22 protein-coding genes and 1 pseudogene are annotated in these 23,940 nt (G+C 28.3%); 6 read left to right on the forward strand and 17 right to left on the reverse strand.

The annotated features are described in order from the left end of the window. Positions 1 to 79: 79 nt before the first annotated feature. Positions 80 to 1,039, forward strand: a complete 960-nt coding sequence (locus tag BB_RS00085) for a YitT family protein (protein WP_020948674.1) — start codon at positions 80 to 82, stop codon at positions 1,037 to 1,039. 2 nt (positions 1,040 to 1,041) lie between these two features. Here the strand turns inward: BB_RS00085 and BB_RS00090 are convergent, their stop codons facing one another. From BB_RS00090 to ruvA, 6 genes and pseudogenes are all read right to left on the reverse strand, one after another. Continuing rightward, on the reverse strand, positions 1,042 to 2,022 hold the full coding sequence (locus tag BB_RS00090) for an RluA family pseudouridine synthase (RefSeq protein ID WP_002658364.1): 981 nt from the start codon (positions 2,020 to 2,022) through the stop codon (positions 1,042 to 1,044). 4 nt (positions 2,023 to 2,026) lie between these two features. After that, on the reverse strand, positions 2,027 to 2,539 hold the full coding sequence (locus BB_RS00095) for a hypothetical protein (RefSeq protein WP_002658362.1): 513 nt from the start codon (positions 2,537 to 2,539) through the stop codon (positions 2,027 to 2,029). A 7-nt stretch (positions 2,540 to 2,546) separates the two neighbouring features. Continuing rightward, positions 2,547 to 4,214: a diphosphate--fructose-6-phosphate 1-phosphotransferase gene (locus tag BB_RS00100; RefSeq protein ID WP_002658359.1), complete on the reverse strand. Its 1,668-nt coding sequence runs from the start codon at positions 4,212 to 4,214 to the stop codon at positions 2,547 to 2,549. Between the two features lie 71 nt (positions 4,215 to 4,285). After that, a pseudogene (gene queA, locus BB_RS00105) lies at positions 4,286 to 5,318 on the reverse strand (tRNA preQ1(34) S-adenosylmethionine ribosyltransferase-isomerase QueA). Beyond that, entirely contained in the window at positions 5,293 to 6,336 is a 1,044-nt protein-coding gene (gene ruvB / locus BB_RS00110; protein WP_002556628.1) for a Holliday junction branch migration DNA helicase RuvB, read from the reverse strand. The pseudogene queA and the gene ruvB overlap by 26 nt, the downstream one beginning before the upstream one ends. A gap of 44 nt (positions 6,337 to 6,380) precedes the next feature. Next, positions 6,381 to 6,974 carry a Holliday junction branch migration protein RuvA gene (ruvA, locus tag BB_RS00115; RefSeq protein WP_002658353.1) on the reverse strand — a complete coding sequence of 198 codons (594 nt, stop codon included), beginning with the start codon at positions 6,972 to 6,974 and terminating at the stop codon, positions 6,381 to 6,383. A gap of 79 nt (positions 6,975 to 7,053) precedes the next feature. Between ruvA and BB_RS00120 the strand changes: the two genes are divergently transcribed. After that, positions 7,054 to 8,193 (forward strand): PQQ-dependent sugar dehydrogenase, encoded by a 1,140-nt coding sequence (locus BB_RS00120; protein WP_010889662.1) that lies wholly within the window; start codon positions 7,054 to 7,056, stop codon positions 8,191 to 8,193. 6 nt (positions 8,194 to 8,199) lie between these two features. Here BB_RS00120 and BB_RS00125 read toward each other — a convergent pair whose 3' ends face one another. Together BB_RS00125 and BB_RS00130 are read right to left on the reverse strand one after the other, a co-directional pair. After that, positions 8,200 to 8,931: a YebC/PmpR family DNA-binding transcriptional regulator gene (locus BB_RS00125; RefSeq protein WP_002556631.1), complete on the reverse strand. Its 732-nt coding sequence runs from the start codon at positions 8,929 to 8,931 to the stop codon at positions 8,200 to 8,202. Then, positions 8,932 to 9,837: a bifunctional 5,10-methylenetetrahydrofolate dehydrogenase/5,10-methenyltetrahydrofolate cyclohydrolase gene (locus BB_RS00130; RefSeq protein ID WP_020948678.1), complete on the reverse strand. Its 906-nt coding sequence runs from the start codon at positions 9,835 to 9,837 to the stop codon at positions 8,932 to 8,934. A 150-nt stretch (positions 9,838 to 9,987) separates the two neighbouring features. Here BB_RS00130 and BB_RS00135 point away from each other — a divergent pair, with 150 nt between their 5' ends. After that, a complete protein-coding gene (locus tag BB_RS00135) occupies positions 9,988 to 10,626 on the forward strand; it encodes a BB0027 family outer member beta-barrel protein (RefSeq protein WP_002658348.1) in 639 nt (212 codons plus the stop codon). A 7-nt stretch (positions 10,627 to 10,633) separates the two neighbouring features. Next, positions 10,634 to 11,683 carry an outer membrane protein assembly factor BamB gene (bamB, locus tag BB_RS00140; protein ID WP_002655996.1) on the forward strand — a complete coding sequence of 350 codons (1,050 nt, stop codon included), beginning with the start codon at positions 10,634 to 10,636 and terminating at the stop codon, positions 11,681 to 11,683. On the opposite strand, the gene BB_RS00145 is transcribed toward bamB, so the two are convergent. From BB_RS00145 to lepB (BB_RS00155), 3 genes are read right to left on the reverse strand one after another with little or no spacing between them, the layout of a single operon-like run. Next, positions 11,669 to 12,100, reverse strand: coding sequence for a DUF188 domain-containing protein (locus BB_RS00145; protein WP_002655998.1), 432 nt, complete (start codon positions 12,098 to 12,100; stop codon positions 11,669 to 11,671). The genes bamB and BB_RS00145 overlap by 15 nt on opposite strands. Further along, a complete protein-coding gene (lepB, locus tag BB_RS00150; RefSeq protein ID WP_002658346.1) occupies positions 12,090 to 12,725 on the reverse strand; it encodes a signal peptidase I in 636 nt (211 codons plus the stop codon). Before lepB (BB_RS00150) ends, BB_RS00145 begins: the two co-directional genes overlap by 11 nt. A gap of 1 nt (position 12,726) precedes the next feature. Continuing rightward, positions 12,727 to 13,707, reverse strand: coding sequence for a signal peptidase I (lepB, locus tag BB_RS00155; protein ID WP_002661914.1), 981 nt, complete (start codon positions 13,705 to 13,707; stop codon positions 12,727 to 12,729). Between the two features lie 70 nt (positions 13,708 to 13,777). On the opposite strand from lepB (BB_RS00155), the gene BB_RS00160 reads away from it, so the two are divergent. Together BB_RS00160 and smpB are read left to right on the forward strand one after the other, a co-directional pair. Beyond that, positions 13,778 to 15,250, forward strand: a complete 1,473-nt coding sequence (locus BB_RS00160) for an SUMF1/EgtB/PvdO family nonheme iron enzyme (RefSeq protein WP_002658342.1) — start codon at positions 13,778 to 13,780, stop codon at positions 15,248 to 15,250. Positions 15,251 to 15,261: 11 nt separating this feature from the next. Further along, positions 15,262 to 15,714 carry an SsrA-binding protein SmpB gene (gene smpB / locus BB_RS00165; protein WP_002556639.1) on the forward strand — a complete coding sequence of 151 codons (453 nt, stop codon included), beginning with the start codon at positions 15,262 to 15,264 and terminating at the stop codon, positions 15,712 to 15,714. Positions 15,715 to 15,784: 70 nt separating this feature from the next. Here smpB and BB_RS00170 read toward each other — a convergent pair whose 3' ends face one another. The 6 genes from BB_RS00170 to BB_RS00195 all read right to left on the reverse strand — a co-directional run bounded on the left by BB_RS00170 (position 15,785) and on the right by BB_RS00195 (position 23,873). After that, on the reverse strand, positions 15,785 to 16,324 hold the full coding sequence (locus BB_RS00170; protein WP_002656384.1) for a P13 family porin: 540 nt from the start codon (positions 16,322 to 16,324) through the stop codon (positions 15,785 to 15,787). A 67-nt stretch (positions 16,325 to 16,391) separates the two neighbouring features. Then, positions 16,392 to 18,272, reverse strand: coding sequence for a DNA topoisomerase IV subunit A (locus BB_RS00175; RefSeq protein ID WP_002656217.1), 1,881 nt, complete (start codon positions 18,270 to 18,272; stop codon positions 16,392 to 16,394). Beyond that, entirely contained in the window at positions 18,272 to 20,071 is a 1,800-nt protein-coding gene (locus tag BB_RS00180; protein ID WP_002658339.1) for a DNA topoisomerase IV subunit B, read from the reverse strand. Before BB_RS00180 ends, BB_RS00175 begins: the two co-directional genes overlap by 1 nt. A gap of 20 nt (positions 20,072 to 20,091) precedes the next feature. Continuing rightward, a complete protein-coding gene (locus BB_RS00185; RefSeq protein WP_002665505.1) occupies positions 20,092 to 20,844 on the reverse strand; it encodes a 1-acyl-sn-glycerol-3-phosphate acyltransferase in 753 nt (250 codons plus the stop codon). Beyond that, positions 20,841 to 22,358 carry a pallilysin-related adhesin gene (locus tag BB_RS00190; protein WP_023003271.1) on the reverse strand — a complete coding sequence of 506 codons (1,518 nt, stop codon included), beginning with the start codon at positions 22,356 to 22,358 and terminating at the stop codon, positions 20,841 to 20,843. Before BB_RS00190 ends, BB_RS00185 begins: the two co-directional genes overlap by 4 nt. A 12-nt stretch (positions 22,359 to 22,370) precedes the next feature. Beyond that, on the reverse strand, positions 22,371 to 23,873 hold the full coding sequence (locus tag BB_RS00195; protein ID WP_002658333.1) for a peptidylprolyl isomerase: 1,503 nt from the start codon (positions 23,871 to 23,873) through the stop codon (positions 22,371 to 22,373). Positions 23,874 to 23,940: the final 67 nt, after the last annotated feature.

Genomic DNA, 23,940 nt, shown 5'->3' on the forward strand with positions numbered 1-23,940 from the left:
AAATTGTTTTTTTTGCAAAATTAATATAGAATTCAAGTAAATTACTAGCTTGTAGCTTAAAAGTGGCTCTAACATTAAGATGAAAAAGAAAAAAAAGATACGTTGTCGTAGAATTAAAAAAAAACTCAAACTATTATTACTAATACTAATAAAAAAATTAAAGACTATAACTAAAAATCCTAAATTAATATTTGATAGCACAATACAAATAACTTTAGGATCTGCGCTAATGGCAATTTCCACCAATGTTTTGTATATTCCTCATGGACTTCTTAGTGGGGGAATTGGGGGCATTTCATTAATGCTACATTACCTATTAAGCTTCAATTTGGGATGGACAATATTTGCATTAAACATACCATTATTTCTTATTGGAATAAAATTTTTAAACCTAACATTTATAATTCAAAGTTGGATTTCAATGGGATTATATTCTATTATCATAAACCACTCCCAGTTTTTACAAAATAAAATACATCTTAATGATATGATGCTTGTATCAATACTAGCTGGACTTATTTCTGGACTTGGGCTTGGGCTAATATTTAAGGGCAAAGGATCTTCAGGGGGATCAGATATAATTGCTATGATCATTAAAGAAAAATATTCAATTAGCATTGGAACAACAAACTTCGTAGTTAATCTTGTGGTATTAATACTTGCAACCTTTTTCTTTAATATTGAAATCGCTCTTTATACACTAATAGCATCATTTGTAACATCTATCATGACAGATAAAACAAGTACTGGATTTGGCAATCAAAAAGCAATATTAATCATTTCGGATAAAGGAAAAGAAATTGCTTATCTTCTTACAAACAAGTTAAAATTAGCCGCTACATTAATAGACGGAAAAGGTGCTTGGGCAGGAACAGAAAAAACTATAGTATTTATAGTAGTTCCAATAATGCGTTTATCAAGAATTAAATATATATCACAAAAAGTTGATCCAAATTGTTTCATTACCGTTATTAACACTAATGAAATCACTGGGGGTAAAATAATAACTGACCCAATCTCATTAAAACAAGAAATTTAAAATTAAAAATCTCTTAAAAAAAGAACCAAATTATCAATAATCAAATTTAATTCATCACTCTTGTAAAAATTTGACAAAAAAATAACAAATCTTTTGGGAAATTCAGAAATAAATTTCTTAAAAGAATTTTTTCCAACATCAATTTCAAGCTTATAAGAATGAAGCATTAGCGTTATTTTTTTTAAACTGCCATCTACTCTGCCATAAACCTCATCTCCCAATATTGGAAAATTAAGATATTTCATATGAACTCTCAATTGATGAGTACGGCCGGTTTTAGGCTTTAAAGCTAAAAGAGAATATTCCCCAAAATTGAGCAGTAATCTATATTCTGTTAATGCCTTTTTTCCTCTATCTTTAGAAACACTAAATTTTTTCCTATTGTGTTTATCTCTATCTATAAAAGATTCAATGCTTCCAAAAAAACTATTAAAATTACCCTTAACAATTGCAATGTAAACTTTATTTGTTCTTTTATCTTTAAACTGCTGAGCTAAAAATCTTAAGGTGCTAATGTTTTTTGCACAAATTAGAACTCCAGAGGTATCTTTATCTAATCTATGAACAATTCCGGGTCTAATTTTTTCTTCATTAAAATTAATTTTCAAGCTTTTTATATGATATAAAAGAAAATTCACTACAGTATCATCCCAATGTGATATTCCAGGATGACTCAAAATTCCTTGTGGTTTATTCAAAACAATAACATTGGAATCTTCATAAATTATAGCAATAGGGATATTACTCGGCCTAAGGCAATCAATTTGACTACTCTCCTCGTCAAATTCAATTAGTATTTCATCATCTTTAAAAACAGGCTTGGATAATTTTATCTTTAAAAATTTACCATTACTCTTTTTAAACGCTTCTACATTTCTTCTTTTGATCTGACTTCTGGTAAAAACTTCAAAATTGCCTGATAGGTAAAGATCCAATCTTAAAGCATTTTCTTTAACGGTAAATTCTCTCTTAACTCTTATCATATCATTAAAGAAAATAATCAAGCAAGGCAATGGTTAATGCAACTATTGCTCCAATAGAAGCTGAAACAATAAATTTTTTATAAATCTCATCTTTTGAAAAACTAGGACCATTTGAAAAAGGATATGGAACGTAATTTGCATTCATTCCGCTATAAAAATAGTAACTCACATCAAAAAAAAATAAGCTCAAAAATAAAACTATTGGAAAAGATCCAATACTAATAGCTGAAAACCTAAAAAAATCTTTTGCTGATTTTGACTCAAGATCATTCTCAAGATTCAAAGCCTTATTCTCTTGAATATTTTTATAAAGAAAAGAATCGTCATTATCAGCAACAGACATATTATTATTTTTTTTATGAGAAACAAAATTGCCACTGGAAGTCGATTTGTCTTGCAATGGCAAACTTTTAGCATCACTTAACTTTAAATAATTAAAATTGGACTTGAAATAATCAAGTGAATTTGAATAAACATTTAAAACACTAAAAAGCAACAACAGGCTTACAATAAACATAAATTTACTACTTAAATAATTCTAACTTTAAAGTCTCAGTTATCTCATCAACAATCTCAGAAGAACCAAAATACTGTACAGGCCCTGGATATAAATACAAATTATTTAAAGCCCACTTATCACGATTTTTAACAAACTCTTTAAATGGTCTTCCTTCTAAATCAACTARAGCTTTTTTTATAACAGGCTTTTTCTCTCCATACCTCTCTTCCATATTCATCAACATTGTTAGAGGCACTCCCCCTGCAATCCAATCTGTTGGTTTTAAATTTAGATTTTTTATACAAGACATATAGCCTGTTAGCCCATTTAAAATAAGAACAACAGCATTATACCCTAAGCTATAACAATAATCACTATCAAAATTAGAAGGAAAAGCGCTTCTGCCTTCATAGCCAAAAAAATGATCAACCGGAGTAAAACTTCCCTTATATTCTCCCCTTTTCTTCATGTCATTTAATCTTGATTGAATCATCTCAATAAACAATTTTTCAGTAGGAACTCTTGAAACATTAAAATTCCCATGAGGATCTCTTTCTAAAATTGATTTTATAAGTTCAAATTGAATAAACAAAGGCAAAGACAGATAAACTCCCTTCATATAATCACTAAGCTTGGCAACAAAAATTTCTTTCATTTTTTCAATATTAAGCCCCTTAAACTCACCTTCATTTTTATCAAAAATATCACATAATTCAAGCATTAAGGACTTAACTTCTGGAATAAACTCAATTAAACCTTCAGGAACTATAACTACTCCAAAATTATCTCCATTTAAAGATCTCTTTAAAATAACAGACACCATTTCATCGATAATCTCAGACAAAGTCTTCTTTTTGGCTAAAACCTCTTCAGATACAATGCAAATGTTTGGATGAGTTTTTAAAGCACATTCCAAAGCAACATGAGATGCGCTCCTGCCCATAAGTTTGACAAAATGCCAATATTTTTTAGTAGACATAGCATCTCTGCACAAATTACCTATCAACTCAGAATAAATTTTTGTAGCAGAATCAAAACCAAATGAAATTTCAATATGATCATTTCTTAGATCAGCATCAATTGTCTTTGGAACTCCAATAACTTGAATATTTTCCCCATTCTTTTTGAAATACTCTGCAAGAATAGCAGCATTGGTATTTGAATCATCGCCACCAATAATAATAATTGCATTAAGATTGTTTTCTTTAGCAACAAATAAGGCTTTGTTATAATGTTCTTCAGTTTCTATTTTTGTTCTTCCAGAAGATACAATATCAAAACCCCCAGTATTTCTGTAAGAATTTATTAAACTCTCGGTAAGTTCAATTTTGTCATTCTCCAAAAGGCCTAAAGGGCCTCCCTTGAATCCAAAAAGCTTTGAATTTGGATTAAATTTTTTTATTGCATCAAAAACACCAGATATAACATTATGCCCTCCAGGAGCAGGTCCTCCAGAAAGAATAATTCCAATATTTAAAGCTTTTGAAAAAGATAAACTTGACTCACCTTCGGTAAAACTTATAATTGGCAATCCATAAGTATTCTTAAAAAATTCTTTTAAAGCCTGTCTATCTTGAATTGCTTCAGTATTTTCTCCATAAACTAAACTAATATTATTAAAATCTTTTTTTAAAATATTTGGCAATTTGGGAATATACTTTTGCCTTTCCTGCTTAAAAAGAGAAGTATTCATACATTTTCCTCCTAATTAATTAAATAAGCCTTTATCATAAATTAAATATTAAAATAATTCACAACTAATATCTATATATTATTTAGAATTAACATAGCATCACCATAAGAAAAAAATTTATAACCTTTATTTATAGCTTCTTCATAAAAACTAAACACAAAATCTTTGCCTGCAAATGAAGAAACGAGCATCAAAAGAGTAGATTGAGGTGTGTGAAAATTTGTAAAAAGCATGTCAACAAACTTAAAACAATAGTTCTTGCCAGGATAAATAAAAAGATTTGTACTTTGCTGACCTGTTTTAAATTTCTTAAGGTTATTATCATAAGATGACTCTAAAGCCCTAAGCGTTGTGGTAACAATTGACAAAATTCTTTTACCAAGAAGTTTTGCATTCTGCAATCTCACAGCCACAAAATCTTTTATTAAAAAAGTTTCAAAATGCATATTATGTTCTTCAACCTTTTTAGATCTTACAGGAAGAAAAGTCCCAAGCCCCCACATGAAGAGTGATAAAATCATATTCAATATTGTTATTTTCAAAGGCAGAAAACAAATCTCTGCTAAAATGTAACCCTGCAGTTGCAGAAGCTGTAGATCCAACATATTTAGAATAAATAGTTTGATATCGATCTTCATCTATCTTATCATAATCTCTTTTAATGTAAGAGGGCAAAGGCACAAAACAATGTTTTTCAAAATAATCTTCACCAACATTATTGTTAAATTTTAAAACAACCTCACTACTATTTTTTGACAAAATTTCATCCATTAATCCTTCGGGGAATTTGTAAAAATTGCCAATAATTTGCTTTTTTGACTTAGAAACTAACGCAGTGAATAAATTAGTGTCAATTCTATCCAAAATTAAAAATTCAACATTACTGCTCATCTCTGATTCTGCATATATTCTTGATTTTCTAGCTTTTGAGTTATTAAAAATATTACTATTTATATATTTTAAAATATTGTTTACAGAATTTTTATGGTAAATTTTTTGCAATTGAGGATCTAGCACGATTAACCTTGAAGATCCTCTTTTTTCACTTGGATATTGCTCTATTAAAGAATGGGATAAATTAAAATGAAACTCTTTGGTTTTCATTAAGACCATCCTCTTTCATCTCTAAGTTTAAGTGAAGGTATGCAAACTCAGTAGCTTTACGACCTCTGTGAGTTCTACTGATAAATCCTTTCATAATTAAATAAGGCTCATAAAAGTCTTCAAGAGAATCTGCTGTTTCTCCTACAGAAATAGCTAAAGTATCAACACCTACAGGTCCTCCATTAAATTTCAATATTAAACTTCTTAAAATATTTCTATCTTGCTCATCAAGGCCTTCCCCATCAATTCTAAGCATTTCAAGCCCAATTGAAACAATATCACTTGTAATAACCAAACTTCCAGTTACCTGAGCAATATCTCTTATTCGTCTTAAAAGTCTATTTGCTATACGAGGAGTCCCTCTTGAGCTTCTTGCAAGAAGAAAAGCAGCATCCTCTTCTATTTCAATATTTAAAATAAGAGAATTTCTCTTTATTATCTCAACAAGCTCTATTTCACTGTAAAGTTCAAATCTTGCAGTAATTCCAAATCTCGCATAAAGTGGAGATGTTACTTTTCCTGGTTTAGTAGTAGCTCCAATCAATGTGAATTTTGGAAGTGGCATTCGAACAGTTCTTGCATTGGCTCCTTGCCCTATTACCCAATCCAGCTCATAATCTTCCATGGCAATGCAAAGCATTTCTTCTATTATTGGTCTGAGCCTATGTATTTCATCAATAAATAAAACACTCTTCTCATCAAGACCTGTTAAAATTCCAATAATATCTTTTGGTTTGTCAAAAGCCGGAGCTGAAGTAATCTTAATAGAAGCATTCATCTCAAAGGCAATAATACTTGCAAGAGTGGTTTTCCCAAGACCCGGTGGGCCACTTAAAAACACATGATCTAGAGCCTCATCTCTCTCTTTAGAAGCTCTTATGAAAATACTAAGGGTTTCTTTAACATTAACCTGACCTTTAAAATCTTCAAAAACTTTAGGCCTAAGCTCATTTTCACTCTTATCATATAAATAATTTTCATTAGAGCTTAAAAAGCTTATACTATTTTCGTCTTTCATAAATATTCCTTAAAAACTATTTTATAACTATAAAAAACTAATAATTAATTCGATATTCTTTTTAAAACCTCCTTAAATAAAAACTGCTCCTTTTCAGAATCTTTTAAATTTGCAAATTCAGCTAAATTGAAAGCCTCTCTAATCTTGCTATTAACAATTTTTCTATCAAATCCCATACTAACAATTGATTCTTCTAATTCTTTAAATCTAAAAAGACCAGTGGATTCAAGCTCGCTATTAATCAAAAGCTTACCTTGAAGATGTAAAAACATTTTACCAGCCATTTTTTTGCCAATGCCTTTGATTTTAGAGACAAGTTCAATATCCTCTTTGTCAATAGCCTCCTTAAACTCATTATACCTTATATTGGATAACACTCTTAAAGCGGCCCTTGGGCCTACTCCGCTTACTCCAATAAGCTCCTTAAAGATCTCTCTTTCATCTGAATTCAAAAATCCAAAAAGTTTTAATTCATTTTCTCTAGTATAAAGATAAGTAAATAACTCAACTTTGTCTGACAAATTAAAATTAGCAAGGCAAAATGCACTAACTAAAAGTTCAAATTCAAAAACAGTAGTCATTAAAACTAAACTAGATTCTTTTTTTTCTATAACTTTACCATGAATCTTATTTATCATATAATTAAATTATAAATTATATTACACAGAAACATTCAACAATTTAAAGCAAAAGCCTTAAGTAAAAAAAGGACACTAAATGAAAAATCAATTTTTAAATAGCTATTTTCAATTAATTACAACTATTTTCTTAATCTCATCTATAACTATTGCAGCAGAAGAAATAACAAGCACACTAAAAGTTCCTAATGGATTTAAAGTCGAAATTTTTTTAAACAATACAATTGAAAAACCTAGAGGAATCACAAGCGATCAAGATGGAAATATATTCATAGGATCTGGAAGCACTTTTGCATACTTTGTAACAAAAAACAGAAAAATTTATACCATAGCAAAAACCCTGCAAAAACCTATTGGTATTGATTATTGGGATAATAAACTCTACATATCTTCTGTCGATAAAATATATGTAGTTAAAAATGTAAAAGAAGAAATTAATAAAAGCATAAAATCACATAAAGACTATACATGGAAAATGCAAATTTTTGCACTTTTGCCAAAAAATAATTCTCAAATGCACTCAGGACGTTACATTAAAGTAGATTCTAAAAATAACAAATTAATAGTAAATATAGGATCCCAGCACAATGTTAAAATTCCCCCAAAAAAAGAAGCAGTAATCCTTAGTATTAATTTAAAAACAAAAAAAGAAGAAATAGTAGCTTTTGGAGTGAGAAACTCAGTTGGGTTTGATTTTCACCCAATTAGCAATGAAATATATTTTAGCGACAATGGCCAAGACGGATTAGGAGACAACATTCCCCCAGATGAAATAAACGTAATAACCGAATATAAAGAACATTTTGGATTTCCCTATGTGTTTGGAAAAAATCAAAAAAATTACGGTTTTTATAACAAAGCACCCAAAAACACTAAGTTTATCCCATCTATTTACGAACTTCCCGCACATGTAGCTCCACTTGGAATACACTTTTACCGGGGAAATAACTTTCCAAAAGAATACATAAATAAATTATTCATAGCAGAACACGGCTCGTGGAACAGATCTTCTCCTGTTGGCTACAAAATAACAACACTAGACATTGATTCTAAAACCAGAACAGCAAGAAATTACAAGACTTTTTTATATGGATTTTTAAAGCACGACAAATCTAAATTTGGACGCCCTGTTGATATAATCACATATTATGACGGTTCAATTCTTTTTACAGATGACTTTGGAAATAAAATATACAGAGTTTACTACGAAAAGATTTAAATAAAACTAACTTAATTCTTCTGGGATCTCCAAATTATGAATTACTTCCTGAACATCATCAAAATCTTCAAGCTTTTCAACAAGAAGAATTATTTTTTCTGCTTGATCTTTGTTTAAAGAAATTTTATTTTCAGGAATTAAAGCTATCTCTGCCACCTCTTCTTTAAATTTGGTTTTCAAAAAAGATAAAACTTTGTCAAAATCATCAGGACTTGTTATAACCTCTGCCTCATTGTTTGAAACTAAAATATCTTCAGCACCAACTTCTAATGCAAATTCCATTATTTCATCTTCAAGATATTTTTCTAAATTGTAAACAATAAGACCCTTTCTGTAAAACATATATGAGACTGAACCTGGGGTACCAAGAGATCCTCCACCTTTTGCAAGAACACTTTTCACATCGCTAGAGGTTCTGTTTTTATTATCCGTTAAGCATTTAATCATTAGAGCCACTCCATAAGGAGCATAAGCCTCATAAGTTATTTCAAAATATTCAACCCCTTCATTACCACCAATACCCTTTTTTATTGCCTTCTCAATATTATCTTTTGGCATATTGGCAACCTTAGCCTTATTAACAGCTACCCTTAGTCTCGGATTAGATTCAATATCCCCACCCCCTATTTTAGCTGCAATAGTTATTTCTCTTATTAGCTTTGTAAAAATTTTATTACGCTTTGCATCAAGAGCACCTTTTTTTCTCTTTATTGTTGACCATTTACTGTGACCAGACATTTACACCTCCAACAATTTTTCCAACCGATTTAAAACGTCAAACATCCTATTATTAATCAAATGAGCTTTAATTGTATTAAACATTAACATAAGAACCGTAACAGGACCTATCCCCCCCTTAACAGGAGTAATAAATTTAACGCACTCTTTAATATTGTCAAAATCTGTATCGCCTGAGAGAATTTTCCCGTTGTCAGTCTCAATTTCAGAAATGCCAATATCAATCACATAAGGCTTTCCGCACAACATGCTTTTATCTATTAATCTAGGCTTACCAACAGCAGAAATAACAATATCTGCCTGTCTTAAATAAACATCTAAATAAATGCTCTTGCTGTGACAAACAATAACAGTTGCATCGTAAGGTTTTGATGAAAGCAATATTGAAATAGGCCTTCCTACAAGAGGACTTCTACCAACCACAACAACCGTTTTTCCCAATGTTTTTATCCCTTCATCTCGCAAGATCTTTAATACAGCAAGAGCTGTACAAGGAATAAACCCTTTTTTATCGCCCAAAATCATTTTTCCCAAATTAACAAAAGATAAGCCATCAACATCTTTTGAATAAACTATGCTATTTAAAATAGAATTTAAATCCATACCTTTCAAAAGGGGTAATTGCACAATAATTCCATCTGTACTTAAATTTTTATTTTCTCTATCAATTACTTCTAAAATATCGCTTTGAACAGAGTTTGCAGAAAATTTAATTACTTCAACATTCAAGCCAATCTCTTTTGCAACTCGACTCTTAATTGAAACATAAAGATTGCTTGCAGGCTCATCATTTGCTAAAACAACTTTTAATGCAATTTTATCTCTCAAGTTATGCTGTTTTAAGAATTCTTTGAGCATTAAATAATACTTATTCGCAAAATCTTTCCCATTAAACACAATACTCAAAATATACCCCTTAAACCCCAATAAGATTACCTTAATATTATACTTAGATTGTCAATATAAGGAAAGTCAAACGACCAAATTTCAAATTGTAATTAAATTTATTTTAAACTATAATAAACAAGGATAATAATTTTAAAAGAATGGAGAATAATGAGAAAGTATATTTTTATAATACTAATTGCAGTCTTGCTAATTGGTGTAAACATAAAAAAAATTGCGGCCGCAGCCAATATTGATAGGCATACAAACTCCACTTTAGGAATAGATTTAAGTGTAGGAATCCCTATTTTTTACAACGACTTATCAAAAGCTTATCCTACCAATTTATATCCAGGAGGTATTGGGGCAATAAAATACCAGTACCATATTTTAAACAATTTAGCAATTGGACTTGAACTAAGGTATATGTTTAACTTTGATATTAACCATTCTTTTAATATATTAAATCCAGATTCAAGTGTAGGTAAAATTTTTTATAGCGTGCCTATTACATTTTCAATAAATTATATATTTGATATAGGAGAATTATTTCAAATTCCAGTCTTCACAAATATAGGGTTTTCTCTTAATACATATGGAGATAGAAACAACAATATTACAAATTTAAGAACTTTTGATGCACTCCCTACAATCTCTTTTGGATCTGGAATTTTATGGAACTTTAACTATAAATGGGCTTTTGGAGCAACAGCATCTTGGTGGATGATGTTTGAATTTGGAAATTCTGCTAAAATGGCACATTTTGCACTTGTATCATTATCAGTTACAGTGAATGTAAATAAATTGTAGGATAAAAATGAAACAAAAATACGAAAACTATTTTAAAAAAAGATTAATTTTAAACCTATTAATATTTTTACTACTAGCATGCTCAAGCGAATCCATATTTTCACAATTAGGAAATCTGCAAAAAATAAAACATGAATACAATATTTTGGGCAGTTCAAGTCCAAGAGGAATTTCTCTAGTAGGAGAAACTCTCTACATTGCAGCCATGCATTTATTTAAAAAAGAAAACGGCAAGATTGAAAAAATTGATTTGAGCAATTCTTATGAGTTTATAAACGACATTGTAAATATATCTGGAAAAACCTATCTTTTAGCGCAAAACAAAGAAGAAGAATTAGAAGTTTGCGAGCTAAATGGAAAAGATTGGACATTAAAATTTAAAAAACCGCTAAAAGCATATAAATTCTTAAAATCCGTAGGAAGAGATGGCGTAAAAGAAGCATATATTTTAGCTATAGATAAAAATAATCGTGAGAAAATTTTTGATCTACAAGGATCTGACAAAACACCACCACAAGCTACTGAAAATGACAAATTTTATCAAATATCAAATGAAGAAAACTTAATTACAGGAAATTCACTCAAAATATGGCAAATGAATAACAATACATACACAAACATAGACTATCAACAGGCCAAAGAAATAATGCCTATCATTAAAACAAGCATTAGGGGCTCTTCTGAAGTTTTAGTAATGACTGGTGGTTACAATAATTTAGATACAAAATTTAAAGTTTACTCAAATACAAATAATTACACAACGCCAATATTTATTCAAGACGAAGTAGGCGAATTTAGCAGCTACTTTGCAAGAGAATTTAATGATGCGATATTAATCGGAAGTAATAATGGATTTGCAGAATTTACAAAAAATAAAGAAGGAATTTTTGCCCTACGGGCACCCTCAAAATCTGTAGAACCTGGAGCTTATAACGGATCTCAGCTAAGCAAAACAGGCCTTAATGATATTATTCCTGTATCAAACAACACGATTTACATATTAACTCAGGGCAAGGGTTTGTGGAAATTGGAAAACAGAAAATTAACTAAAGAATAAAGAATAAAAATTCGTTATAAATTTTTCATATCTAGATTTATTAAAATCTTCATCATAATATTTTTTAATCTTAATTTTCAAATTGAAATTAATCTTAGATCTAAAATATAAATAATTTATATTATTTATATCAAAAATTCGACCTTCATCATTCATAACCTTAACCCCAAGATCTAAAAGAAGCTTGGCAAAAAAAATATCTCGAGTAATCACAAGGCTATATCTATCTGCTAAATTCAAAATAAATGAATCAACATTGTCTACCACTTCCAAAGCAACATTTTCTGTTATTTCCAGACTGAAAAACTTATTAGAAACTACAATGAGTTTTGATTTATTGTGCAATATAAATTTTTGTAAAAATTTTATTATCTTAAAATTACAAGAATCAGCATCAACAAAAATTTTACTTAACAATCTTATAGTCCACTACCTTAAGAACCAAAAAAGAAACAATAGCATTTTTATTAATGGGTCCAAATATTCTAGAATCATTTAAAACGCTTAAATTGTCATTTAATAAAAAAAATTCATTTTTTTTCAAAGTAAAACATTTAATCACTTCGTCTGTATTAAAAAAATCATTCAACTTGTAATAGCTAACCAAATTGCCATTCAAATAAAAAAAATTTGTATCCTTTTTATTTACCAGGACATTCAAACCTCTAACATAAACAGAATCGCCCTGAACAGCTGCTATTCTTGATACTTTATAGCTTGCTCTTTTAAAAATTTTATTTAAAAAAAAGAAATCTTTTATTAAAGTTAACAAAAAATTATTACTTAACCTAAAATCCTCATAAAGAACAATATCATTCATTTTCAAAGGAATAAAAAAAGAAGTTATGTGTGTTGCTACAAAAAATAAACTGGCATTTTTTGTTATTGTTGGTAACATCTCATTACTTTTAATCATAAAAATTTGCAAAACAAACTTTGTGAAAAAAAAATTTAAAATTAAAAATGTTAAAAAATATTTAAAAAAAACTTTTCTTTGTCTTTTCCTTAAAAGCCTTTGTTCGAAAGTTAAATATGGGGCCACTTTAAATAAATCCTACTCTAGAAAATGGAAGATATATTATCAAGGTTCTTCCAAGTACTTTATTCTTATTGATTACTCCAAAAAACCGACCATCATGAGAATTGTCTCTATTATCTCCAATTGGCAAAATATATCCATCAGGAACATAAATACCATAATCTCTCATTATAGCTTTTTCCATATAATAATCCACATAAGGCATAAAAGCAGATAAATACTTATATTCCAATCTTTCAAACTCAAACCTATCAATCATTCTAACATCAAAAAATGAAAAATCGGGAGTGCTACTTAAATTTATATTTAACTGGCTAAGAGCAACAAACATAGCAAAATCACCATAAATCCCATAGTCCTCATTTGCCACAATTTTTTTAATTTTAAAATTTTTATCAACCAAATCCCAATAAGAATCTTCTAAAATAAAATTTTCCTCGCCTTCTCTTTTAATATAAGCTTTACCGTTATTAAATCTAACAATTTTACCATCTGCAAACGCACCTCTTTTCACAAGAAATCTAACATTGGGATTGCCATATTCATCTCTATCAAGATCAATAAAAGATAATGTTAACATGTAAAGTATTCTTTGAAAGATATCAAAAAAAACACCCTTTGATTTATACTCTGGATTTTCAAAAATAATAATATCGGATTCTTCTGGGGCTTTAAAACCATTAATTTTAAATAACCCTGGTAAAAGCTCAGGACCGTAAGAAAATTTATCTACAAATAAAAAATCCCCTATTTGAAGAGTATTTTCCATTGATCCTGATGGTATTTTATAAGCTTGAACAAAATATTGATTTATCACCAATACAAAAATTGCCGCTGCTACAAAATCAAATAAAAAGTTAAGCAAAAATCCTCGTTTCTTAGCCCTTAATTTGCAAAAATATTTCTTTCTTTTTCTATATGTCAAATATTTCTCAACAATGTGTACCAAAAAAGATGCAAATTTATCCAATCTTCTTAAATACATAACCTAACCTCAAGAATTAAATAATACAAAATATTGACACTTATTTAAATACTTTTCTATACTTTAAAAGATGAAAGAGGTTGACGAGAATTCAAATGTTGAGCTTTTTGAAGTTAAATTAAAGCCAATCCTAGGAATAGAGCCTAAGGTTTACGTATTTCTTACAACAATAATATTGCTTTTAAGTTTAATATCAACTTTAATAATCATACCTAAATTTAAAAATCCAGGAGCATATTTAAAAATAAATTCCAATATTGAAAACACTTACATATATTTAAACGAAAAATATATCGGTAGAACCCCACTTAACAAATATATAAATGCCACCGAAGGAGTTCTTAGAGCAAAGAGAATGGGATTTAAAACTTACGAACAAAGGATAAAAATTCACAACAAATTTTTTGGAAACTACAGTTTGCAAATAAATTTAGAACTGGTTGATCCTGAAAAGATCATTAAACAAAGACAAAAAGAGCTCTCTATAATGGTGAAAATAAAAAATATTAATGAAAATACAAAACTAATTCCTGTTTTTTCATTAATATCTAGCGAACTTAAAGAACATCCCAAATACATTAAAAAATTTCTAAAAGATTCTATACCTTACTTAAATTCAACCGAAATGTTTAAAGATTTTCTAAATTCATATAAAGCTATATATTCAATAGACCAAGACAACAGCAATCAAGAAGAAATATGGAACTCTTTAAAAACAAATTTTGATTTAGAAAATAGAGCCATCTTTTGGTTTTTAGAAAATTTAGATAAAGATTTAAAAATACTAACAAAAAATGCGCCTTGGGTTAAAACATTAGCCAAAACTCTAGACAATGAAAATATTCAATTAATTTCTAAAAATGAAAAAATCAATATAAAATTACCTGGATTTAAAAAAATAAATTCAAATAAAATCGAAAAAATTCAAAATTATGAATTAAATTCATTAGATTCAAAAAACATTTCACTAAAATCTACCTATAACGTAAAAGAATTTCTTATTCAAGAACAAAATGTTACAAAATACGAGTATCAAGATTTTTTAAAAGAAAATCCAAAATGGGCATTAAATAATAAAGAAAATTTAATTAAAGAACAACTTGTAGATGAAAATTATCTTAAAAATTTTAATCAAATAGGCTTAAATGAAGCCATCACTGGAATATCTTATTTCTCAGCAATAGAATACGCCAACTGGTACTCTAAAAAACTTCCCACAGGGTTCAAAGCAAGACTGCCTATATCACAAGAATGGGAATTGTACCAAAAAGAACCAAACAAAAACCCATTAAATATTAATGAAATATCAAAAAAAGTTGGATTTTGGAATTTAATGCAAAATTCATCTTTTAATGAAATCGCAATATTTAAAAATGAAAAAAATTTTTATAGCGAAAATTCAAATTTTTACTCATTGATAACAGAAATTAGAACATATTCCCAGCAAAATAATAATTTACTCAATGCATCAACCAAAGCCTCTTTTTTGAAAAACTGGAGTTCTCCAAACATTGGCTTTAGGTTGATTGTATCAAAGGAATAAAAGGAATAGATTTGAACACAAACAATTTGCTTCTTGAAAACAAAAAAGCAAAATTTAATTACTTTATTGAAGAGAAAATAAGTTGTGGAATAGTGCTAAAAGGAACTGAGGTAAAATCAATAAAGGCAAAAAAATTATCATTTAACAATAGCTTTGCAAGCATAAAAAAAGAAGAATTGTGGCTTGAAAACTTGCACGTATCAAAATATAAAGAAGGTAATATCTTCAATCATGATGAATTAAGGCCCAGAAAACTTTTAATCAAAAAAAGAGAATTGCAAAGACTAAAAAAATTTAAAGAAAAAGAGGGATATACTTTAATTCCTATTAGTTTTTATTTAAAAAAATCAATAATTAAAGTAGAAGTTGGAATATGTAAAGGAAAAAAGTTGTATGATAAAAGAGAAATATTAAAGCAAAAAAGCATAAAAAAAGATCTTAGTAGAGAAATAAAATACAAGTAAAAGCTCTTTTAATTACAATTGAGCAATTGCAATACAGAATTGCAATCACCCATTTTTGTAATAAATAAAATTAATAGCTTTTTTTGAAAGACAGTTCAAACCCAAGAGCACTGGATTGGCCCATTGCAACATCAAAACTAGGTTCAAATCCTCCTAAAGCTACATTAAGGCTATTTTTTAGCTTCCTATTATAACTATTAGCAAATGTAAATGGAAGAATAATTTCTGTTAATCTTGTCACAGCCATAGTAACCACACCTGCTAACATAACTCCCTTACCCCAAGTCCATTGAAAAGCAGCTTTTTTAGTAATACCATCAAGCGCTTTGATATCCAAATAAGCCCCCGCAAGTATAAGCCCTATACCAACCGCATCAAATCCAAGAATAAGAGAACCTCCAAGAATATCTCCTTGAGCAAAGGAGCCTATTCCAAACCCTAAAAAAAGGTTCAATAAAAATGGTACAATAGGATCTTGCTTGCTAGTTTCATAAACCAAAAGTTTTTCTCCAGCACTCATCCCAAACGCACCATTTTTAGAATCATTAGCTTGAGCAAAGCTAGAAAAAACACAAAAGGTTGCCAAAACAAAAATTAAAAGTTTATTCATAAAAACCCCTTTATTAAAACTGGTACTATGGTAGCATATTAATGAAATTTAAAAAAGGTTTTTAAAGTTATTTAAATTTAACTTTTTTCAAATTATTGCTTGAAATTCGCTTCCCAATAGAGCTTCTTGATTTGACCATAAAATTATCAATTTCAATTCTTTTAACAATGTCTTTATTTGTAGAAAATTCTACAAATTCTGGATTCAATGAAAAATCGACAAATTCATCATTTTCTCCCAAGAATTCATAAACCTTATCTGTAATAAATTTATCTATTTTAAACCTTTTAACATAATAAAAATTGTCAAGCCTGTTAAAATAAATTATTGAAAATATTTGCTCTTTTGAATTATTTATATCATAAACTAAAGCACATACATTCTTTTTATCTATAAATGTCTTGTCTTCAATATTTTTAAGAACATAACTATTTTCTCTAAAAACTAATATTTTATCATAATAACTAGCATTTCCAATAAATTCACCATCAAAAAGACTTGTTCCTGCAAAGCCTTCTGCCAAGTTCAAATAAACTTTCATATTCTTTGTAGCTATTTCTTTTACATTCTTTGATTTGATTAAAGAAATTTTAGTCTTTCTTTGATGCTCTTTAGAATACTTTGCAAGCAATAAATCAATAAAATTTATTGAATAACCTCTTATTGAAGAAATATTGCTATTTATACTCTTTAATTCTTTATTTAAAATTTTAATATCCTTAGAATTCTTATCAATATCAAAAAGACTTATTTTTCTAATTGGAATTTTAAGCAAATTTTCAACATCTTCTTTTAAAACTTCCCTTGAAAAAGATTCTTTGTGCCTTAAAACCTCTGACAATATTATACTTAGAATATTTTCTTCTTTAGAAATTGTTTCAAGAAGTTTATAAATCTTTTTTTCAATAAAAATTTGCTCGAGTGTTTTATAAAATATTTTTTCAAGAATCTTGCTTTTTTGTAATTCAAGTTCCATTTTTAAAATTTTTTGAAGATGGGCTGCATGAAACTTGATAAGATCTTTAATAGTATAAACAACAGGATATCTCTCGCTAAGCAATAATAAATTAACAGAAATTGATATCTGACAATTTGTATAATGATACAACTTTTCAATCACTTCGCTTGCATAAACACCCCTAGGCAAAGATAGCTCTATGGCCACATTTTCAGCAGTAAAGTCATTAATGCTTGAAACTTTAATATAATTTTTTCTAATTGCTTTCTCAATCGAAGATATTAAGCTCTCAGTAGTCTCACCAAAGGGTAATTCCCTTATTACAATTGTTTTTTCATCTATGGTTTCAATCTTAGCTCTAACTAAAACTTTACCGTTACCATCAGCGTATTCGTTAACATCAACTATTCCTCCCGTTGGAAAATCAGGATAAATATCATAACTCTCTCCAAGAAGCTCGCTCTTTACTGCATTTAAAATCTCATTAAAATTGTGAGGCAATATTTTAGCTGCCATTCCAACAGCAATTCCCTCACTTCCTTGAATTAAAATAACAGGAATTTTGGCAGGATAAAGCAAAGGTTCATTATTTCTTCCATCATAAGAAGATTCATAAATTGTTATCTCTTTGCTGTAAAGAACATCAAAGGCTAAGGGAGTTAGCCTACATTCAATATATCTAGAAGCAGAAGCAGGATCACCTGTGAATAAATTGCCAAAATTGCCCTGCTTTTCAATAAATAGATCCTTATTGGCAATATTAACAAGAGCCTCATAAATTGACGTATCGCCGTGGGGATGATATTTCATTGTATTACCAACAACATTTGCAACTTTATGAAAGTTGCCATCATGCATTTCAAAAAGAGAATGTATAATTCTCCTTTGAACTGGTTTAAACCCATCAACAACACTAGCAATAGCACGATCTTTAATAACATAAGATGAATATTGCAAAAAATTATCTTTAAGTACAGTTCTAATATCCATTAAATCAAATTCTCCATAATAAAATTCCGCCTCTCAGGAGTATTTTGCCCCATATAAAAACCCAATTTCTCTTTTATTTCTTTAATATTAAAAAGGTCCACCTTTGTAAGCTTAATGCTATTAATATCAATAAAGCCTTTAAATTCATTTGGAGAAATTTCACCAAGGCCTTTAAACCTTGTTACTTCACATCCCCCCTTAAGCTCAAGAATGGCTTTTTGCTTTTCTTCCTCAGAATAACAATAGGTCGTGATTTTTTTGTTCCTAACCCTAAAAAGAGGAGTTTCTAAAATATACATATGCCCATTTAAAATTAAATCCTCAAAAAAAGTTAAGAAAAAAGTTAACAATAAATTTCTAATATGAAATCCATCAAAATCTGCATCGGTTGCTATTACAACCTTATTGTACCTTAAATTTTCAATTGATTCTTCAATGCCAAGAGCTACCATCATATTATAAAGTTCTTCATTTTTGTATATTTCAGATTTATTCTTTTCAAACATATTTTGAGGTTTTCCTCTAAGAGAAAATATAGCCTGAGTATAAACATCTCTACAAGATACCATTGAACCTGTTGCAGAATCCCCCTCTGTTAAGAAGATCATAGTTTGTTCTGACTGCTTGCTGCTGTCATTAAAATGAAATTTGCAATCCTTAAGCTTAGGGATTTTAAAAGATATTTTTTTTGCTCTCTCTCTTGCTTCTTTTCTTACGCTACTTAATTCTTTTCTGAGTCGTTCATTGTCAACTACTTTTTTCTCAATCAATTTTGCAAGTATTTTATCTTTATATAAAATTTCAGAAATTATCTTCTGCACTTCCTTTGCAACATTGCCTCTAGTTTCAATATTTCCAAGCTTATTCTTAGTTTGACTTTCAAATATTGGATCTTTAATTTTAACAGAAAGAGTTGCAACAAGCCCTTCCCTAATATCCGTAGAGGAATATGTTTTTTTAAGAAAATCGTTAATAGCTCTTACAAAGCCCTCTCTAAAACCAGTCTGATGGGTACCTCCATCATTAGTATATTGACCATTAACAAATGAAAAATAAGTCTCCCCATAATTATTTGTATGGGAAAAAGCAAATTCTAAAGTTTTACTAGAATAGTAAACAATATCATAAAGCAAATCATCACTTTTAATTTCTGAATTCAAAAAATCTAAAAGACCATTTTTAGATTCAAAAATTTGATCATTATAGTTTATTATAAGTCCCTTATTCAAACAAGCATAATGGAAAAATCTTCTTTTGAGAAAATCTTCACTATAAGAATATTTTCCGAATATTTCTGAATCTGCTAAAAACTCAACATAAGTACCATCTTTATCAGAAGATTTTATTTCTCTAGATTCCAATAATTTTCCCTTAGAAAACAAAGCCTCAAAAGATTTGCCATTTCTTGTTGATCTTACTAAAAATTTTGAACTTAAGGCATTAACTGCCTTAGTTCCAACCCCATTAAGCCCTACAGAAAATTGAAAAACATCGTCATTGTACTTGGCTCCAGTATTAATAACTGAAACACTCTCAATAACTTTTCCAAGAGGAATTCCTCTTCCATAATCCCTAATAGAAATAAGATTATTTTCTTTTTTTATAAAAATTTCATTTCCGTAACCCATAATAAACTCATCAATTGAATTGTCTATTATCTCTTTAATTAAAACATAAATACCATCATCAATATTAGAGCCATCTCCCAAACGTCCAATATACATACCAGATCTTAATCTAATATGTTCAAGAGAAGATAGAGTGATTATTTTACTTTCATCATAATTTTGAGTCTTCATCTAAATCCTTGCTTTATAAATTAAATTTTAATAGTTTCAAGCTTTTTAACTATTTGATCTCTAATAATACTAGTGAGATTCTCTTTTTCATACTCACTTAATTTTAAAACATCTATCAAAGGATGGACATGAATATAAACAGACAGTCCAGAATTAAAAATAATATTTTTAATAAAAAAGTTATTAGTATTATAAAGAGTAACAGGAAGAATTGATGTTCCTGTTTTTAATGCCATCTTAATTGAACCTTTTTTAAAAACTCTAGTATCCCCCCCTCTATTTCTAGTTCCTTCGGGGAAAATTCCAATAGATCTACCTTCTCTCATAACCTTTATTGCCTTAACCTCAGCAGCAGCAGCAGATCTTATGCTCCTTCTATTAACAAAAATAACACCCATAACAATCAAAACAATATTCACAAAAGGAATCCTAAGCAACGAATGTTTTGCCAATATTACAAATGGGCAGGCAAAAGTATAAATAAAAATTAAAGGATCCATAGCCGCAATATGATTTCCCATTATTATTACATTGCTTTTTTTAGGAATATTTTCAGAACCCGTAACAATAATTTTAATTCCAGCAAGCCATAAGCTAATTTTAATGCAAGCTCGCATCATAATGAAACTAAGCCTAACAACATAACGTTCAATTAAAAAAATTTTACAAACCAGGTAAAAAGGAAATAAAAAAAAAATTAAAATCAAAAAAAACAATAAAACATTAAAATAAGTTATAATACTTCTCAATATTTTCATAAAAACTATTATCATATTTTTTCTATTCGCTCAAGCTTTAATTTTTGCCCTTTAACTAAGCTTACATCATCTTTTAAAATTTTAATAGGATTTAAAATGATTGTAGAAAATTTTTGCTTTTGAACAATTCTTTCGCTATGCTCAAGGAAAAAAGATTCAACAAGCTTGTAACTACCCATGTCAATCTCATATTCAAGAACAAAATTATTTTTTAAAGGAAAAATATTAAAAATGCCATAATAAATTTTATTCTCATCAATATAAGTTAAATGGGGGTAAGAAAAATCATAAATTTTATCCTTATACACGTAATTTCCACTAGGAATAAAATAAATATCACTACTCCCTTTTTTAACATTTAAGACATTCTCATCAAACCTCTTAAATGTACCCGAAAATCCACTATTATCATAAGAATTTGTGCTAGTGTCAATTTTGATTTCAATGTTTTCTTTATCTACAATTTTGATCCAAAAGTTATAAACTATCAAATCTGAAAAAAGAGACTTTGCACTAACATTAAGAGTATTGTAAGCAGGTTTTGAAATATATTCAATCTTTGCAACTTCTTGAGAATTTTTCCTGAAAAGATTAATCTCGCTTGATTGCCTTTCAAAAGACAAGAATAAAACTTCATCAATATCTTTGACATGCATTTTATTATAGTCATGAACATCATACCAAACTCCATGCAAAAATTTATAAACTTCATCTTTGCTTAAATTCTTTAAAGTTTTATAAATATTATTATCAATTTTACCAACTTTTTCGCTCACAGAAGAAAGACAATATCTACCCTGAACATTAGAATATTCATATTTTTCAATCTTGCTAATTATTAAATCTTCCCCCACTTTTTCATATTTTTCTAAAGAAATAGGATAGCTTTCTCTTGATCTGTTTTCTTCATAAGCTGAAGATCTTGCATACTTATTAATAAGAACAGTTCCATTAACTTTGTCAAAAAATATAGGCCTATAAGAAGACACATCATTTAAAACAGATTTTTGAAAAACATACAAAACAGATTTATCTTTTAAAAATCCTTGAATAACTATATTAAAATCATAATCACCTGTAATATCTTCAAGATACATGTTATAAGAATTTTTTGGATCAATATCTATTTGAGTTTTAAAAAGAATCGTTCCAGCTTTAATTTTAGGATCAAAACCAATAATAAACAAATATGCATTAAGATTTGAAAAATTTTGAGCTAAAACCACCTGCTCAAAATACACATCTAAATTTAAATTTTCCTGCTGAACTGAAAGAATTTTATAACCTTTTAAATCTATAATATCTCCAAAAAAATCTTCCATTTTATTAACTTCTAAAACATTGGAATTTGGATTATCGATCCTGGAAGAAGTCTTTACATCTTTGTTAAAAACAATAAAATCTTTGCTTACCTTGGAACAAGCAAGTAATGTAAAAAAAAAGAATAAAAACAAAAATTTATAAAATGGGATTAATTCTTTATCCTTACTCAGAAGAGCAATCGCACTAACAACCAAAACCTTTGTCATAACATTTATTTCTTAATTTTGACTAAAGTTTTGCAAAGCAAAAAACGACTCATTAAAATTATTAACAAAATCTTTTTTATTCAGTAAAAAATCTGTAATCAAACCACTATTTGCAATGTTAAAATTGTCAAGAATTTTTTCATTTTTGATCTCGTCTTTGAGCTGATTAGATCTTTTTTTAACTGAATTGAGAAAAAATAAATAAACTTTTTTATTTGCCACAAAAGGCTTAGACCAAGAATTTTCCTTTAACCCAAAAATAATATCATAAAAAGACTTGCTATTATTAAACTCAACCAACTCCTTTAAAGTATTGGGGTAAACATTAATATTATAAGACAAATTAACAATTTCTTCTTTTAAGCTAAGCTGATATTTTTCAAGAACTTGGCTTAAACTGCTAAATTTAACATCACCAAGAAAATCAGATAGCTTATTTTCCAAATAACCTTCAATAACACTTGGTTCATAAGTTTCAATGTAATTTTTAACAGAACTAATATCACGATCTGAATTTTTATCAAAATCATGAACATTACTAAATGCCTTATATATTTGATATTCATTTTTATTTTTAATCTTAATAGGCTTACTAAATTCACCTTCTCTTAAAGAAAAAATGGAATTTAGATCTTCTTTCTTTTCAACATTAAGATCTAAATCAAAATAATACTTATCCAAAGAAACAACTCCCTTGAAATTGGCTATATCATCTGAATAAAGCTTAGCAAGCTCCTCGAATGGAGTTTTGTTTAATAGCTTATCATGAGCAGTCCGAGCATCATTCATATTTTTAAAACGAATAGATGCAAGCGATAAACGTTTGAATAAATTTAAATTCTTCTCAGCATAAGATATTACCTCTTTATTAGAAAAATCTTGATAGGAAAGAGAAAGATATGAAATATGCCTTTCCACAGTACTCATATTTTTAATCATATCAAAAAGAGAGTCGGGAAATATCAAATTACTATTTAAAAAAATTTTAACATTAGAAAACAATATATTTTCTACCATATCATCATAAATTTTAACTTTTTGATAATCAGAAGCTTTATTATATCTTTTAGAACTGAAATTTCCACTAGAGTCTAAATATTCTGGAGATTTAAGTAAATTTTTATTCAACATTTCTTTAGAAATATAAAAATTATATTTTTTTACTAGGTCCAAAAAAGCAACATCCTCAACATATTTCATAAATGCCAAATACCAGGCATTATAATCTGTATTAATATTTTTAGCATTACCCTGCAATCTAGAATAAAGATTTGAATAATAATTAACATACTTGGCAAACTTACTATCTTTTTTATAGTAAATAGGTTGACCTTTATAAGAACCAAATTTTAAACCAGATGAATGAGCATTATCAAATATCCCTGGAAGTAAAGGTGCAATAATAAATCCGAAAACAATCAAAATAAGAGCAAAAATACCCCACATACCAACTTTTTTTTCTTTAGATTCAAGCACAACTAAATCATTTTTGACTTTTCTACTTCTTTTTCGCATAAAACAACCTTTAATAAGTAAGCATACTAATAATTTAACTACTAAATTATCACAATTGAAAAATTAT

The sequence above is a fragment of the Borreliella burgdorferi B31 genome (assembly GCF_000008685.2).
GTDB classification, from domain to species: domain Bacteria; phylum Spirochaetota; class Spirochaetia; order Borreliales; family Borreliaceae; genus Borreliella; species Borreliella burgdorferi.